Source organism: Sphaerisporangium rhizosphaerae (genome assembly GCF_042665155.1).
GTDB classification, from domain to species: Bacteria; Actinomycetota; Actinomycetes; order Streptosporangiales; family Streptosporangiaceae; genus Sphaerisporangium; species Sphaerisporangium rhizosphaerae.
In genome coordinates this window covers 1-16,619 of sequence record NZ_JBHTCG010000055.1, presented here as the reverse complement: position 1 = coordinate 16,619, position 16,619 = coordinate 1, and the positions used below count along the sequence as shown (strand labels likewise).

General features: G+C 72.1%; 11 protein-coding genes. 2 read left to right on the top strand and 9 right to left on the bottom strand.

Going from position 1 to position 16,619, the window contains the following annotated elements; translation table 11 throughout:
• Positions 1–48: 48 nt before the first annotated feature.
• From ACFQSB_RS38790 to ACFQSB_RS38775, 4 genes are all read right to left on the bottom strand, one after another.
• Positions 49–459, bottom strand: coding sequence for a VOC family protein (locus tag ACFQSB_RS38790; protein ID WP_354849589.1), 411 nt, complete (start codon positions 457–459; stop codon positions 49–51).
• 5 nt (positions 460–464) lie between these two features.
• Complete coding sequence (locus ACFQSB_RS38785) at positions 465–932, bottom strand: helix-turn-helix transcriptional regulator (RefSeq protein ID WP_380832250.1); 468 nt, start codon at positions 930–932, stop codon at positions 465–467.
• 118 nt (positions 933–1,050) lie between these two features.
• Complete coding sequence (locus ACFQSB_RS38780) at positions 1,051–3,441, bottom strand: ATP-binding cassette domain-containing protein (RefSeq protein WP_380832249.1); 2,391 nt, start codon at positions 3,439–3,441, stop codon at positions 1,051–1,053.
• A 476-nt stretch (positions 3,442–3,917) separates the two neighbouring features.
• A complete protein-coding gene (locus tag ACFQSB_RS38775; protein WP_380832247.1) occupies positions 3,918–5,627 on the bottom strand; it encodes a glucuronyl esterase domain-containing protein in 1,710 nt (569 codons plus the stop codon).
• A gap of 542 nt (positions 5,628–6,169) precedes the next feature.
• On the opposite strand from ACFQSB_RS38775, the gene ACFQSB_RS38770 reads away from it, so the two are divergent.
• Positions 6,170–7,156: a zinc-dependent alcohol dehydrogenase family protein gene (locus ACFQSB_RS38770; RefSeq protein WP_380832245.1), complete on the top strand. Its 987-nt coding sequence runs from the start codon at positions 6,170–6,172 to the stop codon at positions 7,154–7,156.
• A 42-nt stretch (positions 7,157–7,198) separates the two neighbouring features.
• Here ACFQSB_RS38770 and ACFQSB_RS38765 read toward each other — a convergent pair whose 3' ends face one another.
• From ACFQSB_RS38765 to ACFQSB_RS38745, 5 genes are all read right to left on the bottom strand, one after another.
• Positions 7,199–9,586: a penicillin acylase family protein gene (locus ACFQSB_RS38765; RefSeq protein ID WP_380832243.1), complete on the bottom strand. Its 2,388-nt coding sequence runs from the start codon at positions 9,584–9,586 to the stop codon at positions 7,199–7,201.
• 8 nt (positions 9,587–9,594) lie between these two features.
• Positions 9,595–11,925, bottom strand: a complete 2,331-nt coding sequence (locus ACFQSB_RS38760) for an FtsX-like permease family protein (protein ID WP_380832242.1) — start codon at positions 11,923–11,925, stop codon at positions 9,595–9,597.
• A complete protein-coding gene (locus ACFQSB_RS38755) occupies positions 11,922–12,632 on the bottom strand; it encodes an ABC transporter ATP-binding protein (RefSeq protein WP_380832240.1) in 711 nt (236 codons plus the stop codon). Before ACFQSB_RS38755 ends, ACFQSB_RS38760 begins: the two co-directional genes overlap by 4 nt.
• On the bottom strand, positions 12,629–13,156 hold the full coding sequence (locus ACFQSB_RS38750) for a PadR family transcriptional regulator (RefSeq protein ID WP_380832238.1): 528 nt from the start codon (positions 13,154–13,156) through the stop codon (positions 12,629–12,631). Before ACFQSB_RS38750 ends, ACFQSB_RS38755 begins: the two co-directional genes overlap by 4 nt.
• Before the next feature lie 225 nt (positions 13,157–13,381).
• A complete protein-coding gene (locus ACFQSB_RS38745) occupies positions 13,382–14,668 on the bottom strand; it encodes a poly(ethylene terephthalate) hydrolase family protein (RefSeq protein ID WP_380832236.1) in 1,287 nt (428 codons plus the stop codon).
• 986 nt (positions 14,669–15,654) lie between these two features.
• Here ACFQSB_RS38745 and ACFQSB_RS38740 point away from each other — a divergent pair.
• The coding region (locus ACFQSB_RS38740; protein WP_380832234.1) for an extracellular catalytic domain type 1 short-chain-length polyhydroxyalkanoate depolymerase at positions 15,655–16,619 on the top strand (965 nt) is incomplete at its 3' end.

Genomic DNA, 16,619 nt, shown 5'->3' with positions numbered 1-16,619 from the left:
GCCGACGGCCGCGCCGGCCTGCGGCCCGCGCAGGCGGTCGACGGTGGATCAGCGCAGCTCCTGGATGCGGACCAGGTTGCCCGCGGGGTCGCGGAAGGCGCAGTCGCGGACGCCGTAGGGCTGCTCGGTCGGCTCCTGGACGACCTCGGCGCCGCTGGCCTGCACCCGGTCGAAGGTGTCGTCGAGGTCGGGGGTGGCCAGCAGGATGCCGGCGTAGGTGCCCTTGGCCATCATCTCGGTGATGGTGCGGCGCTCGTCGTCGGTGACGCCGGGGTCGGCGCCCGGCGGCATCAGGACGATGGAGGTGCCGGGCCGGCCGGCGGGACCGACCGTGATCCAGCGCAGCCCCTTGAAGCCCACGTCGTTGCGGACCTCGAAGCCGAGGGTGTCGCGATAGAAGGCAAGGGCGGCTTCCGGGTCGTCGTGCGGCAGGAAGCTCGAATGAATGGTGAGGTCCATGCAGTTCAGGCTAGCTGCGGCTCGCCGACCGGCGCTTCTCGGATCCTGATCGGCCGGGTCACCTGTTTGGCCACGCAGGAGGGCATCCCCGCCGTCGCGCTCGCCGCCTGGCGCCGGTAGGTGCTGGGCGGCACCCCGACCAGTTCGGTGAAGCGGGTGCTGAAAGTGCCGAGGGAGGAGCAGCCGACCTCGAAGCAGACCTCGGTGACGCTGAGATCACCGCGGCGCAGCAGCGCCATCGCCCGCTCGATGCGCCGCGTCATCAGGTAGGAGTACGGCGACTCGCCGTAGGCGAGCCGGAACTGGCGGCTGAGGTGCCCGGCCGACATGTTCACGCCGCGGGCGAGCGCCTCGACGTCCAGCGGCCGGGCGTACTCCCGGTCGATGCGGTCGCGGACGCGGCGCAGCAGCGCGAGGTCGCGCCGGCGCTGCCTGAGCAGGAGTTCCTCGGGGGCCGAACCGTTGTGGTGCACGTCCTCATCCTCCCGAGCCGACCACCGGCTCGTCCACTCCAGGCTGCGCCGGTCGACCGGAAAACGCCGGAAACACATCGGGCGGACCCCTTCCCTCGCGGTGCCGTTGACGTTCCGGTCAGGTGCCGACGTAGGCCGCCAGGTGCTCGCCGGTGAGGGTGGACCGGGCGGCGACCAGGTCGGCGGGCGTGCCCTCGAAGACGACGCGGCCGCCGTCGTGGCCGGCGCCGGGGCCGAGGTCGATGATCCAGTCGGCGTGCGCCATGACCGCCTGGTGGTGCTCAATGACGATGACCGACCTGCCGGAGTCGACGATGCGGTCGAGCAGGGCGAGCAGGTGCTCGACGTCGGCGAGGTGGAGGCCGGTGGTCGGCTCGTCCAGGACGTAGACTCCGCCCTTGTCGCCCATGTGGGTGGCCAGCTTGAGCCGCTGCCGCTCGCCGCCGGACAGCGTGGTGAGCGGCTGACCGAGGCTGAGGTAGCCGAGCCCGACGTCGGCCAGCCGCCTGAGGATGGCGTGCGCGGCCGGCGTGCGCGCCTCGCCCGCGCCGAAGAACTGCTCGGCCTCGGTCACCGGCATCGCCAGCACCTCGCTGATGTCGCGACCGCCGAACCTGTACTCCAGCACCTCGGCCTGGAACCGCTTGCCCTCGCACTCCTCGCAGGTGGTGGCGACGCCGGCCATCATCGCCAGGTCGGTGTAGACCACCCCGGCGCCGTTGCACGTGGGGCAGGCGCCCTCGGAGTTGGCGCTGAACAGCGCGGGCTTCACGCCGTTGGCCTTGGCGAAGGCCTTGCGGATCGGATCGAGCAGCCCGGTGTAGGTGGCCGGGTTGCTCCGCCGCGAGCCTCTGATCGCCGCCTGGTCGACCGACACCACCCCGTCCCGGCCGGACACCGAGCCGTGGATCAGCGAACTCTTGCCCGAGCCCGCCACTCCGGTGACGACGGCCAGCACGCCGAGCGGGATGTCGACGTCGACGTCGCGCAGGTTGTGGGTGGCCGCGCCGCGCACTTCCAGCACCCCCGACGGCGTGCGCACCGACGGCTTGAGGCGGGCGCGGTCGTCCAGGTGCCGCCCGGTGAGCGTGCCGCTGCCCCGCAGCTCCTCGACGGTGCCTTCGAACACCACCTGGCCGCCCTCGGCGCCGGCGCGCGGGCCGAGGTCGACGACATGGTCGGCGATCGCGATCGCCTCGGGCTTGTGCTCCACGACCAGCACGGTGTTGCCCTTGTCGCGCAGCCGCAGTAGCAGGTCGTTCATCCGCCGGATGTCGTGGGGGTGCAGCCCGATCGTCGGCTCGTCGAAGACGTAGGTGACGTCGGTGAGCGAGGAGCCGAGATGGCGGATCATCTTGGTGCGCTGCGCCTCCCCGCCCGACAGCGTGCCCGACGGGCGGTCGAGGCTGAGGTAGCCCAGCCCGATCTCGACGAAGGAGTCGAGGCTGTGCCGCAGCGCATCGAGCAGCGGCGCGACGGAGGGTTCGTCCAGGCCCTTCACCCACTCGGCCAGGTCGCTGATCTGCATCGCGCAGGCGTCGGCGATGTTGATCCCGTCGATCCTGGACGAGCGGGCCTCCGCGCTGAGCCGGGTGCCCTCGCACTCGGGACAGGTGGTGAAGGTGACCGCCCGCTCCACGAAGGCGCGGATGTGCGGCTGCAGGGAGTCGACGTCCTTGGACAGCATCGACTTCTGGATCTTGGGGATCAGGCCCTCGTAGGTGAGGTTGATGCCGTCGACCTTGATCTTGGTCGGCTCCTTGTGGAGCAGGTCGGCGAGCTCCTTCTTGGTGAACTTCCTGATCGGCTTGTCGGGGTCGAAGAAGCCGCAGCCGCCGAAGATCCGCCCGTACCAGCCGTCCATGCTGTAACCGGGGATCGTGAGCGCGCCCTCGTTCAGCGACTTGGTGTCGTCGTAGAGCTGGGTCAGGTCGATGTCGTTGACCGAGCCCCGGCCCTCACAGCGCGGGCACATGCCGCCGAGACGGGTGAAGGTCCGCTTCACGGCCTTGGTGTCGGCGCCGCGCTCGACCGTGATCGCGCCGCTGCCCCGGACGGAGGGGACGTTGAAGGAGAAGGCGTTGGGCGAGCCGATGTGCGGCTTGCCGAGCCGGCTGAACAGGATGCGCAGCATCGCGTTGGCGTCGGTGGCGGTGCCCACCGTGCTGCGGGGGTCGGCGCCCATCCGCTCCTGGTCGACGATGATCGCGGTGGTCAGCCCGTCCAGGACGTCGACCTCCGGCCGGGCCAGCGTGGGCATGAACCCCTGCACGAAGGCGCTGTAGGTCTCGTTGATCATCCGCTGCGACTCCGCGGCGATCGTGCTGAACACCAGCGAGCTCTTGCCCGAGCCGGAGACCCCGGTGAACACCGTCAGCCGGCGCTTGGGGATCTCGATGCTGACGTCCTTGAGGTTGTTCTCGCGCGCGCCGTGCACGCGGATCAGATCGTGGCTGTCGGCGACGTGCGGCGCAGGCGAGTGCGTGTCCGGCCCGGTGGCCATGCTCATCGTTTCTCCATCTTGTCGGGCGGGCCGCCTGCGCGGTCCCCGCCGGGCGTCGCCCGGCGCGGTCCGACCGGCTTCGAGCGGTACCTGTAGGTCGTGCGTCGCCGGCGCGGGGTCGCGGCGACGCCCCTCTGTCTACCTGATCCGCGGAGTGGGCGGTGATGCGCTCGGCCGACGACGTCGCGGACCGCGAAGCCGGGAGTGTGGCGCCATGAGGTCCGGGTGGTGCCGGGACGCCGCGGCAGCACTCGGACGAACGGTGAGTTCCATGGCCCTGAGGCTAGCTCCGGCCCGCTGACCGGCGCTTCTCGATTCCTGACCGGTGGTGACCGGTCGGGGGGCCGCCCTGGACGCACTTCTGAGGTGATCTTCGCAGGCCCCGCGGACCGTCGCCGCGGCGGAGACGACGAGGGCGGCACCCTCGTTGTGCCGAGGATGCCGCCGTCGTCCGGCGCGTGTGCCGTCGTGTCCTCAGTGGGTCACGAGGCGCTGCAGCTCAGTGCGGGTGTGGCCGCGCTGCCGCCGGCGGTGAATCCGAAGGTGGTCGCGGCGTTGCCGTTGAGCTTGCCGTTCCACGATTCGTTGCCGACGGTGACGTTGGCCCCCGAGCCGGACCGGACGCCGCTCCACAACTGGGTGATGGTCTGCGATCCGGGCCAGGTCCAGGTGACCGTCCAGCCGTTGATCGCGCTGGTGCCGGCGGTGACGGTGACGGTCGACTGGAAGCCGCCGGACCAGGAGTTCACCGTCTGGATCGTGGCCGCGCATCCACCGGGCGCCGGAGTCGGGGTGGGGGCCGGGGTGACGGTCGGGGTGACGGTCGGCGTCGGAGTGGGGGTGACGGTCGGGGTCGGCGTCGGCGTGGGCGTCACGGTCGGCGTGGGCGTGGGGGTGGGGGTGGCGCCGTCGTCGGTGAGGGTGGGAGTGGTCCAGTCGCGCCATTCGGCGAGATTGCCCTGGGCCCTGGAGGAGATGCGGATGGCGCCGGCGGCGTTGCCGGTTCTGGTGAGGAACTTCTGGATGTTCTGGGTGAGCGGGGTGCGCCATTCAGGGCGGTTGGCGCAATGGGTGCCGTCCTGGATGTCGGACCAGTAGGTGATGTTGGCGCCGGCGCCGAGGGCTTTGTAGACCTCGGCGCCGCCGAGCGCGGCGACGCCGGCGGACTTGGGCCCGAGGTTGGCGATGTGGGGGTTGTCCATGATGAACAGGCCGCGGGGGGCGATCATGGCGACCATCTCGTGGGTGTCGACGGGCAGGCGGGTGGGGCTGCCGGTGAAGGTGCCGAAGGCGTCGCCGAGCCAGGGTTGCTCGCCGTAGGCGCTGGACAGGCTCTGGGCGCCCTCGCCGGGGATGCCGCGGAAGATGGGGACGCCGGCGCTGCCCGACTCGATGGGCATGGTCAACGCGATGCGCTGGTCGAGCACGCCGATGACGAAGGCGCCTTTGCCGAAGCGGGAGCAGCCGGTGACGCCGACGGCGTCGGCTTTGAGGATGGCGCCGCCGGATCGTTCGATGACGTCGATGATGCGGCTGACGCCCCAGCCCCAGGCGGCGAGCAGGCCGGTGGGGCTGTTGGAGCCGTAGATGGTGTAGAACGCGCCTTGTTTGTTGTTGCGGGGAGTGCCTTCCTTGCCGACGGCGTAGGGGTCGTAGGTGATGACGGCGGCGCCGGCGGAGCGGATGGCGGCGGTGTCGGCGCCGAAGCCGCCCAGGACGACCACGGCGGGGAAGGGACCGGTGCCGGAGGGCAGTTGGACGCCCGCGGAGAAGCTGGAGGTCCGGCCGTTGTGCGAGACGTTGACGGTGATGTTGGTGCTGGAGACGGTGCCGGTGACGGTGGAGGGTCTGCCGGGCTTCTCGCCGTAGACGAACTTCTCGGCGAGTTTCTTGATCTCCTCGCGGCGGCAGCGCCAGTCGGCCTTGCCGGTGATGCGGGTGCCGTCGAGCTTCTTGAACGGGTCGGGGAGCCGGGGATTGGTCGGCAACGACCCCGCGTCCGGCAGGGCGGGCACCGGGCAGTCGGCGCCCTCGTCCTCGACGCCGGCCGCCGCCCAAGGGACGGCCGTGGCGCGCGCGGGTGCGGCCTGGGCGTCCACCACCGTGAACGCCGCCCACATGGCCGCGAGCGTCACCGCCGCGAGCGTGACGACCACGGAGCGGATCCTAGAGCGGCCCGAGTTGATGACCACGAGGCCTCTCCTTCCGGTTGGGTGAGGGAAACGACGACCGCCGATCGACGATCTGCGGCACGGGGCTGTGCACCGTGCGCGTGTCCAGCCGCTGATCAGTCTGAAAATCTCGATGAAACGTGTCAATAATGCTGAGAAATATTTCAGACGCGAGGGTTCCTGTGGTCCTCTGAGCAGGTGTGGCCTGCGGAAGCCCGATGAAAGTTGCGGAAACCGCGAACCCGGATGCCGGTTCTCCGGTGGCCCTTGCCTGGCAAGCCGCCGGGCTCGACCCACGACGCAGGCCCTGCGGGTGGTCCAGCTCGGGGGCGGCGCCGGCGGCGCCGCCCGTGCGGATGGGGGCGTGCGATGGGGGGGCGGCGGCTTTTCGACGGGATGAGGGCGCCGTCGTCGCTGGTGGGAGGCCGGAGGTCGGCGGAATAAAACAGGGATATTTGTCCGATTTCCCAGGATGTGCTCTGCGAGCGGCACGACGGCGGGGCCGTCCCGCACGGAGTGTGCTGATCAGCGAGTTGTACCGATACGAGTGGAAGGCGATTGCCATGCGCGCTGTGGTGCTGGAAGAGTTCGGCGGCCCGCTGACCCTGACCGAGATCGCGACCCCCGACCCCGGACCCGGCCAGGTCCTGGTGCGCGTCGAGGCCAGCGGCGTCAACCCGCTGGACACCAAGATCCGCGCCGGCCGGGCCGCCCACGCCCGCACCCGGCCGCCCGCCGTCCTCGGCATGGATCTGGCCGGGGTGGTCGAGCGGGTCGGCCCGCAGGTCACCGGGTTCGCCCCCGGCCAGGAGGTCTTCGGGCTCACCGGCGGGGTCGGCGACCTGCAGGGCTCGCTCGCCGAGTACGCCGCCGTCGACGCGCGGCTGCTGGCCCGCAAGCCCGCGGCCCTGAGCATGCGTCAGGCGGCGGCGCTGCCGCTGGCGACCGTCACCGCCTGGGAGGGCCTGGTGGACAGGGCGGGCGTCCGCGCCGGCCACAAGGTGCTGGTGCACGGCGGGGCCGGCGGCGTCGGGCACGTGGCCGTCCAACTGGCCCGTGCCCGCGGCGCCGAGGTGTTCGCCACCGGGTCGGCCGGGAGCCTCGCGGTGATCGGCCGCCTCGGCGCCGTCCCGATCGACTACGAGGCCACCGCCGTGGAGGACTACGTCGCCGAGCACACCGGCGGCGAGGGCTTCGACGTCGTCTTCGACACCGTGGGCGGGCAGGTGCTGGACGCGTCCTTCGCCGCGGTCCGCACCTACACCGGCCACGTGGTCAGCGCCCTGGGCTGGGGGTCGCACAGCCTCGCGCCGCTGTCGTTCCGCGGCGCCACCTACTCCGGCGTCTTCACCCTGCTGCCGATGCTGACCGGCCGAGGGCGCGGCCATCACGGGGACATTTTGCGCGAGGCGGCGGCCCTGGCCGACGCCGGAGCCCTCACCCCGCTGGTCGACCCCCGCCGGTTCACCCTCGGCACCGTCGCCGAGGCGCACAAGCTGGTGGAGGCCGGCGAGGCCACCGGCAAGATCGTCGTTGACCTTACCGGCTGAACCGGCGGGCGCCGCCGCCCCGCGTGCGAGGGCTGACGTCCGCTACCGCAGCGGCGTGGTCGACAGCCGGGGACACGCCCTGATCTCGGCCTCGGTGAACCGCTCGGTCACCCACCCGCCGCGCGAGAACAGCTCGGTCTGGTCGGCGTGGTGGGGCGAGGCCGAGTTGGCCGACAGCGAGTACGTCAGCACGGTGCGGGTGCGCGGCCCGGCCGGCGTCAGCTCCACGGCCATCAGGAAGCTGGAGCCGGTGTTGACGTCCGGGTAGCGGCCTCGCTCGCTGAGCGGGCCGCCGGTGCGGATCCGGTCGAAGCAGCCCTCTCCCTCTGTGCAGCCCGGCACCGGGACGTCGCCATACCGCTGGGCCTGCCCCGGCGGGAGGGTCAGTGGCAGGTCGTGGGCCGTGAAGAACCGCACGGCGTCGGCCAGCGCGACCCGCACCACCGGGTTGGCGATGTCGAGCCCGCGCGGCGTGGTGAGCGGGCGCCCGGGATCGAACGGCACCTTCCACCAGCTCTTCGGCGGGACGGGCGTGCCGTCCGGCCGTCTCTGCGGGCGATTCAGACCGAGGAAGAACTCGCGCCAGAGGATCGCGCCCCGGCTGCCGAGGCGGGCCCGGCCGTCCCAGGCCGCCAGCGTGGCGCAGGCCCGGCGGACGTCGACCCTCTCGCCGTCGCCCGCCGTCATCACGGGCCTGGCCCGGCACAGCGCGCGCACATCCGGGCGCAGCAACTCGGCGCTCAGGTTGCGCTTGCCGGTGGCCGTCCGCTGGAGGGTCTCCAGCGTGAAGCCGGGGGCGCCGAGCCCGTCGTCGCCCGACAGCCGCTTGGCGATCATGTCGAGGCCGACCCGGGTGCGCAGATCCCGCTCCGTACCGACGCTGCCGAAGATGCGCGGATAGCCGGTGAGCGGGGCTTCCGGGTTGGTCAGCCATGGGCCGGCGTTGGCGTTGGTCACGTAGTCGGCGCGCATCAGCCGAGGCTGGGCGGCCGGGCCGAAGATGCCCGGCTCGATCGCTTCCGCGTCCTCGCCCCACAGGCAGGCCGACGTGGAGCCGTCCAGGATGAGCATCTCGGGGTCGTCCTGGGCGCGGCAGCGCTCCGCCTGCTCGTCGGTGACGTGCGGGACGACCGAGGCGTCGGCGAAGTACGCCTGCCCGCCGGCGTCCGCGGCCAGCGTGTAGACGAAGGGCATGCCCTGGTAGGTGTCCTGCGCGCGGCGCAGCGCGGGCAGATCGCGGGCGGCGCCCATGGCCAGCCACTCGTCGGCGAAGCGCAGGTTGGCGGCGTTGACGTCGGCCAGCGCGAGCGCCGTCTCCTCGGTCCAGCCGGTGGCCAGCACCGGGCCGTACCGGGAGGTGGAGAGGGTGGTGGTGACGGCGCTGGTCACACCGTGGGCGTTCTTGACGGTGACCGACACCTCCTGCCGGCCCATCGGCTCGGGCCGGCCGTCCACCAGGTACGTGGTGCGGGTGCCCGGCACCAGCTTGAGCCGGTACAGGGTGAAGCGCTGGGCGTGGGACACGGTGTGCGTCCAGGCCACGCTCGCGTTGTGGCCGATCTGCACCATCGGGGTGCCGTACAGACTGCCGCCCGACACGTCCAGCACGCCGGGGATGGTGAGGTGGACCTGATAGAAGCGGCGGCTGCCGTTCCACGGGAAGTGGGGGTCGGCCAGCAGCATGCCGTGGCCGTCGCGGGTGGCCTCGCGCCCGATGGCGTAGGCGTTGCTGCCCGGGGCGGTCACCGTCTTCGGCGGCGCCTGCCCGTCCGGGCCGCCGGTCCGCTCGCCCGCCCCCTCCCGCGCCTGTCCGGAGGCGGCGATGGCCTCCTTGAACGAGGATCCGCCGGCCAGGCGGCCGAGGTCGAGCAGGTTCATCCAGACGTCCGTGGCGGTGATCGGCCCGACCCACTCCTTGCCCCGGCAGGCCGGGTCGGGCAGCCTGGCCACGCCCGTGTCGTTCAGGTAGCGGTTGAAGCCGGCGACGTAACCGTCCACGAGCGCGCGCAGCTCGGCGCTGGGGCCGTAGGGCGCCGGGCGGGCGAGCACCCGGCGCAGCACGCCCGACGCCTGCACGCTCTTGTAGTACACGTCGCCTGCGAGGTTGGGAACCGGGTCGACGGCGTCGTCCGACATCGCCTCCGCGCCGAAGTGGCGGGACCGCTCGCCGCGCAACGTGAGCACCCACGACGCCATGACGCACAGGTTGTCCTGGGCGAAAGCGTAGCCGTAGCCGTAGCCGAGGCCGCCGTGGTCTTTCGCGGAGATGTGCGGGATGCCGTACTCGGTGCGCCTGATGTCGGCGGCATAGCGGCCTTGAGAGGTGTGGCGGCCCTCGGCGGCTCGCGCCGGCGCCACCACCAAGAGGGCGCCGACCAGGGCCGCCACGAGCGGTGCGGCCAACGGCCGCCGGACATGTGATCTGGGCATCGACGGTCCTATTCGAAACGGGCGTTGTCCGGCGCGGTCGCGCGCCTGAGCAGCGGCAGACCGGCGAGGATCACCAGCAGGGCGGCCAGCAGCCCGCCGCCGACGGTCAGGAAGTAGGCGGGACCCGGCAGCGCGGGCGGAGCGTTCTCGATGGACAGCCTGCCGACCATCGGCCCGGCCACGCCGAGGCCCGCGGCCGCCGCCACCAGGGCGGCCAGCACCACCGGGGCGGCCGTCTCCAGCAGCACCACCCTGGACAGCGTCCGGGTCGGCGTGCCGCACAGCCGCAACAGCGTGAACGGCCGCCTGCGCTCCACCACGCCGCCGGCGACCGCGATCAGCAGGCCGCATCCCGCTACCAGCAGGGTCAGCGCGACGATGGCCAGCGCGACGCGTTCCCCTTGGTCCAGCAGCACCGCACGGGCCCGGGCGACCTCGGCGAACGTCAGCGGCGTCTCGGCGCTGCCGGCGCGGGCGACGTAGCCGGCCAGCAACGTGCGGATCTGTTCGCGGACGGCGGGGTCGTGCTCGCGGATGAGCACCGCCGCCAGTGGAAGACCCTCCGAGGCGGCCGGGCCATCCCGGCGCGAGCCGCCGGCACCACCCGAGCCGCCGGGGGCGGCAGGTGCGGCCGGGTTGGTCGGGTCCACGATCGGCAGTTTGCGGCCGATGGAGAGCATGTTCTCGCTGCTCAGCACCCGGTTGAAGTCGGCCGCCACCGCACGCGTGCCCGGGGCGCACCGCCCGAGCGCCGGGAAGCCGGTCAGGGCGTCGCAGTCGACGACGTGCCTGAGCATGGCGTCGAGCCGGCAGCCGGGGCCCGGGTCGCACGGCAGGGGATCACTCGGCCGGGCCGGCGTCCCGGCCCTGCGGTAGATCGGCAGCACGGTGACGCCGGGATGGGCACCTACCTTGGCGAGCAGTTCGGCCGCCGTGCCGGGCGGCAGAGGCAGACCCGCGGTGGCATCGGCGTATCCGAACGAGGCCCGCATGACCTCGTTCAGCGTGCCGCCGCCCGCCGCCTCCTGGCCCGAGACGACGGCCGGCACGATGCCGGCGACGGCCGTGCCGATGAAGACCGCGAGCACGATGCCGTTCACCGACCGGAAGGCGCCCTTCGGGTCGGCCGCCAGCCGCCGGGCGGCCAGGAGCGTCGCCGCGCCGGGCGTGACGCAGGCGGCCAGCCGCGCGGCCAGCATCGTCAGCCAGGGGCCGGCCACCACGAGACCTGCCATGGTCAGCGCCAGGCCGGCATCGACGAGCACCCCGTTCGGGTCCTTGTCCGCGAACGCCGGACCCGCCAACAGCCCCAGCCCCGCCAGGAGCGGGAGCACCCGCCACCATCCCGGGGCGGAGGCCCGCACCTTGCGCGCCGCCCCGAGCGGCGTGATCCGCACCCGGCGCAGCGACCACAGGGCGGCGCCGGCGGCGGCGAGCGGCACGCCCGCGACCACGGCGGCGTACTGGAGCGTGGTGGGCGCGACGACGTCGGGGAAGAAGCGGGAGCCGGTGACGGCGAGACCGGCCAGGGCGGGCCGCAGCGGCTGGAAGGCCGCGATGCCGGCGAGCGCGCCCAGCAGCGCGCCGAGCGCCGCGTCCACCGAGGCGATCGCGTTGATCTGCCGCACGGTGGCGCCCGCCAGCCTGATCGCCGCGAAGCGGGCCTCGCGGCGGGCGGCGGCCAGGCGCGTGGCCGTGCCGACGAGGACGAGCAGCGGGAAGATCAGGCCGATGGCGGCGATGCCGAAGCCGTGCTCGTACAGGGCCGTGGTGTCGTCGGTGAACGGGGCGGTGGCGACGGCGTCGACGGCCACGGTGCCGGCCATGGCGGCCAGTTCTTCAGGGGTCTGGCCGACGACGACGACCAGGTCGTCGGGGCCGGACAGCGCCGCCCGTCCGACCAGGCCGGCGCGGGCGCCGGGGAAGCGGTCGGCGAGTTGCCCGGGCGGCACGGCGTCCATCAGCCGGGCCAGGGCGGGGGAGACGTAGTACCGTCCCGGGCCGGGCGGAGCGGGGACGCCGGGCAGGGCCGGCGGGGGCGCTGCCGCGTCGAGAACGGCGACGTCGAGCCGCTTGATCGGACGGCCCGCGTAGGAGTCCTGGCGGTGGTTCCACAGCACGGCGCCCGGGGTGGCGCCCAGCGCCCAGCCGCCCGGCGCCGAACCGGTCGTGCACTCCCAGCATGGGCGGTCCGCGGTGACCTGGAAGGCGTTGAACAGCGCCAGCGTGGACAGCAGCACCGTCACTCCCATCGCGACGGCGGCGGTGACGAGCGCGAGCCGGACGGCCGCTTCCCGGCCGCCGCGCAGCGACAGGCGCAGGCCCAGCCAGAGGGTCATCGGACGGCCTCGCCGGCGTAGGGGTCGGTGACCTTGCCGTCGCGCACCATGACCTCCCGGTCGGCGCAGGCGGCGACGCGGGCGTCATGGGTCACCACGATGACGGTCGTGCCCTCCTCGCGGGCCAGGCCGACGAGCAGTTCCATCACCTTCTCGCCGGTGAGCGAGTCCAGCGCGCCGGTAGGCTCGTCCGCGAAGACGACCTTGGGCCGCGTCACCAGCGCCCGGGCGATCGCCACCCGCTGTGCCTGCCCCCCGGACAGCTCGCCGATGCGCCGCTCGCCCAGGCCGTCCAGCTCCAGCCGCCCCAGCCAGCCGCCCGCCCGCTGGTAGGCCTGCCTGCGCCCGGCCCTGCCCAGCAGCAGCGGCAGGGCGACGTTGTCGGCCACCGTGAGCTCGGGCACCAACTGGCCGAACTGGAAGACGAACCCGAAGGCGGTGCGGCGCAGCTCCGAACGCCTGGTGTCGCTCAGGGTGTCCAGCCGTCGCCCGTCGAACCAGACCTCGCCCGCGTCGGGGGTGAAGATGCCGGCCAGGCAGTGCAGCAGCGTGGACTTGCCGGAGCCGCTCGGGCCCATGATCGCCAGGATCTCTCCCGGCGCCACCGACAGGCTCGCCTCGCGCAGCGCCTGGGTCAGGCCGTAGGAGCGGTCGATGGAACGGGCCTTCAGCAGCGGACCCGGCGCGGGGAGGGCGTCGAGGATCATGCGCGGCGCACCGTTTCCGCCAGCGAGCCCAGACGGGCCGTGGTCACGTCGATCCAGCGCAGGTCGGCGTCCAGGTGGAACAGGGCGTGGTCGGCCAGCAGGGCGTCCACGAGGGCGCCGCCGCGTTTGACCTCCGACAGCTCGCGCATGCGCCGCATGTGCGTGGCACGCTGGGTGTCCAGGAAGCCTTCCGCGTCCTGGCCCAGCATGAGCGCCAGCACGACCTTCGTGAACAGCACCGTCTGCAGGAACGGCTCGGCCGCCACCGGCTCGGCCAGCCACGCCGCCACCTCCTGTTTGCCGGCCGGGGTGATGGCGTAGCGCTTGCGGTCGGGGCCGTCGCCGGGTTCGCTCTGGCCGGCGGTGACCTTGCCGTCCCTGGCCAGGCGGCCGAGCGTCGAGTAGACCTGCCCGAACGGGAGCGGCTTGCCTCTGCCGAAGTAGGCGTCGTAGTCGCGCTTCAGGTCATAGCCATAGCTGGGCTCGCGGTCCAGCAGGCCCAGCAGGGCCAGGGGGACTGTCATGGCGGATCACTATACACCGGAGGTATATACCCGGTGTGTAGAGCCGTGCATGAGGCTACGGAAAGATCGGTGCCGGCGCCCGGCCGATGGGCGGGCGCCGGCACCGATCACGTCAGGCCGGAGAGGGGGCCGCCCGGCCGGGGTGCCGGGCGGCGAACCGGACCGCGCGGCATCCGGCCGGCCGGGGAACCCGTGGTGGGCTACAACCGGCCGAAAGGATGATCACTAGCGGCCGGTGCAGGTGAGGGAGGGGGTCGAGGGCGTGCCGCCGCCGAGGAAGCCGAAGGTGGTCGAGCCGGACGCCGGGACCGATCCGTTGTAGGAGGCGTTGGTCACCGTCACCGCGGAGCCGCTGGTGGACAGCGTGCCGTTCCACACCTGGCTGACCGTCTGTCCGCTGCCCAGGGTCCATCTGACGCTCCACCCGCTGATCGCCGAGCCTCCCGCGGTCACCGTGACCTCGCCCTGGTAGCCGCCCGGCCAGGAGTTGGTGGTGCGGTAGCTCGCGGTGCAGCCGCCCACGGAAGGGGAGGGCGAAGGGCTGGGCGAGGGGGTGGGGGTCGGCGACGGGGAAGGCGTGGGTGTGGGTGACGGGGTGGCGGACGGGGACGGCGAGGGCGAGGGCGAGGGGGACGGCGAGGAGCCGCCCGGCGGCACGTACGGGCACTTGTTGCGGTACATCGAGATGTTGCTGGAGTCCATCAACGGGCACAGGAACTGGGTGTAGCGGGTGTCGTTGTCGACGAAGATCTTCAGCCACGGGATCAGCGTCCGCATCTCTGTCGCGTTCGCCCTGGTGGCGAACAGGTGGTCCACGCCGGTTATCTCCACCCAGGCGCTCGGAGTCGAGGCCGGCAGAGTGGTGTACAGCCCGTTGAGGTAGGACTGCGTGACCGTCGTGTCCCTCTGCCCGGAGATGAACATCATCGGCACCCGGTCATTGGCCAGACTCAGGTTCCCCGTGGGGGAGCCGGGCGCGAGCCCGACCGCGGCCTTCAGCGAGGGCCGCTGGACCGCCGCCAGCAGGACACCGGCGCCGCCGGCGGAGTGGCCGACCACCGACAACCGGCTGGAGTCGACCCGGTCGCGCACCGAACTGTGCTGAGTGAGATAGTCCAGCGCGGCGAGCAGCTGGGCGGCCCGGGCGTCGGCGCCGTCGGTGCGGCTGTTGGTCTCGATTCCGATGACGACGAAGCCGAAGGACGCGAGCCAGGGGCCCATCCAGGCTTCTTCGTTGGCGAACAGGGCGGAGTAGCCGGGCACGATCGCGACCCCGCCGAAGGTCCCCTGGCTGGTGTCGGTCGGATAGTAGATCACCCCGCTGCCGAAGCCGTTGCCCGACGGCACGCTGACCTGCGCGGTGGCGAAGCTGCCCCTGCTGGCGGCCACACTGGCCAAGGTCGGGTCGGGACCCCGCTGATAGGGATTGTCGGCGGCCGATGCCGGCCGGGTCACGACGGTCACCGTGAGCAGGCCGAGGATGACGACCGCCGCGGCCATCGCCCGCCTCACCAACCCGCCCTGTGAGCCGGGCCCTGAAGGTGATCTCGTGGCGGCACCGGGCGCCGGAGTCTCGCTGGAACGTCGTCGCACTGTGGTGTTCCTTCTCCTCGAGTGAGCCCCTCATAGGGAGCAGCACGTGACCGCCGTCGCGGAGTGGTCTGAAGGTGCGGCGGTTCCCACCGCACCGGTCGCCTCTCCGTCCCGGCATCGGAACGCACACCACCACGCGGGCGTCGCGATCAGCGGCTCCCGCACCACCACCGGCAGGAAACCTCTTGGGGACTCAGTGTGGAAACATCGCCGAAACGTGTCAATATTCACAGGAAAGTTTCAGGACCCCATTCGGACGCGGATGCGTCCTCCATGCCGTGACCCCCGGTCCGTGGTCACCTGGAACCTGCGATGGCTCCGCACAGCGCATGGTGTACCGGCACGGGACGCCGGTCATGAAGATGACTGAAAGTTTCAGCACAATCGAGGAGCCGGTGCGGTGCGGGAACGCCGATAGCACCAGATGGGCCGCGCCGGACCCTTCGACGCTTCGGACCGCTGCGCCTGAGCGCCGCTTGACGGCACGTCCCTGTCTCGGATTTGCTCCACCCCACACCACCACCTCCGACCACCCGCCGGAGAAGGAGACGCGACTCGGCCACTGATGTGAACGCTAACAATGCAACTCCGTTCAGACACGCCTGGTGACCGAGGATGTCGCGAGCAGTTCGCCTGGAAATGCCGAACCGCGCCACCACCAGCGGCGTCCGGCTCCAGACCTGCGACGCCCCGCCGACCGGCGCTGGACCCGCGTCTTACCCGCAACCCCTCGGTCCGCCGGGCGAGGGCCGGCCCTTGAGCGGTCCGCGACCGCGTGCTCCGCGCCGAGCCGTCGATCGCGGGCATGCCCGTCGCCGGCGCCTGTCCCGAGCACCCGGGCGTGAGCAAGGGTTTCGCAGGCCGACGCCGTTCCGGCGCCTGTTTCGATGACGAAAGGACATGCCGTGAAACGAAGGCTCACCGCCATCCTCGCGGCCGCCGCCCTCCCTTTGGTGGTCGCGAGCGTGCTTCTGGGGATCCGGCCCGCCGCGGCCGCCTCCCTCACCCAGGTCACCGGATTCGGGACCAACCCCACCAACCTCAACATGTACATGTACGTGCCCAACAATGTCGCCGCACGGCCGGCGTTGCTGGTGCTGGTGCACTACTGCGGCGGCTCGGCGAGTGCGATCTTCAACGGCAACGGGCACGACTTCGTCACCGCGGCCGACCGCTACGGCTACATCATGGTCCTGCCCGAGGCCACTCGTAGCGAGAAGTGCTTCGACGTCTCCACCGCCGCCGGGCTCAAGCGCAACGGCGGCAGCGACTCCACCGGCATCATGTCGATGGTCGCCTACGCCCGCCAGCGCTACAACATCGACCCCGGCCGCATCGCGGTCAGCGGATTCTCCTCCGGCGCCATGATGACCAACGTCCTGGCCGCCCAGTACCCCGACGTCTTCACCGCCGCCTCCGCCTACTCCGGCGTCCCCGCCGGCTGCTTCGCCACCACCAACGGCTCACTGTGGAACAGCCAGTGCTCCGGCGGCCAGCTCATCAAGACCGCCCAGCAATGGGGCGACCAGGCCCGCGCCATGTACCCCGGCTACACCGGCCGCTACCCCCGCATCCAACTGTGGCACGGCACCACCGACACCACCCTCGCCTACCCCAACTACGGCGAGGAGATCAAACAATGGACCAACCTCAATAGCCTCAGCCAAACCCCCGCCTACACCGACCACCCCCAGTCCAGCTGGACCCGCACCCGATACGGCGGCACCGGCAACCAGGCCCCCGTCGAAGGAATCAGCATCAGCGGCGTCGGCCACCAACTCCCCATGACCGGCCAACTCGCCTACGCCATCACCTTCCTCGGCCTCGACGGAACCTCCACCAACCCCACCCCCACACCGACCCCCACGCC

Coding starts and splice junctions, on each gene's coding strand:
- ACFQSB_RS38755 (WP_380832240.1), bottom strand. CDS start 12,632: ATGATCCTCGACGCCCTCCCCGCGCCGGGTCCGCTGCTGAAGGCCCGT.
- ACFQSB_RS38780 (WP_380832249.1), bottom strand. CDS start 3,441: ATGAGCATGGCCACCGGGCCGGACACGCACTCGCCTGCGCCGCACGTC.
- ACFQSB_RS38790 (WP_354849589.1), bottom strand. CDS start 459: ATGGACCTCACCATTCATTCGAGCTTCCTGCCGCACGACGACCCGGAA.
- ACFQSB_RS38760 (WP_380832242.1), bottom strand. CDS start 11,925: ATGACCCTCTGGCTGGGCCTGCGCCTGTCGCTGCGCGGCGGCCGGGAA.
- ACFQSB_RS38765 (WP_380832243.1), bottom strand. CDS start 9,586: ATGCCCAGATCACATGTCCGGCGGCCGTTGGCCGCACCGCTCGTGGCG.
- ACFQSB_RS38770 (WP_380832245.1), top strand. CDS start 6,170: ATGCGCGCTGTGGTGCTGGAAGAGTTCGGCGGCCCGCTGACCCTGACC.
- ACFQSB_RS38750 (WP_380832238.1), bottom strand. CDS start 13,156: ATGACAGTCCCCCTGGCCCTGCTGGGCCTGCTGGACCGCGAGCCCAGC.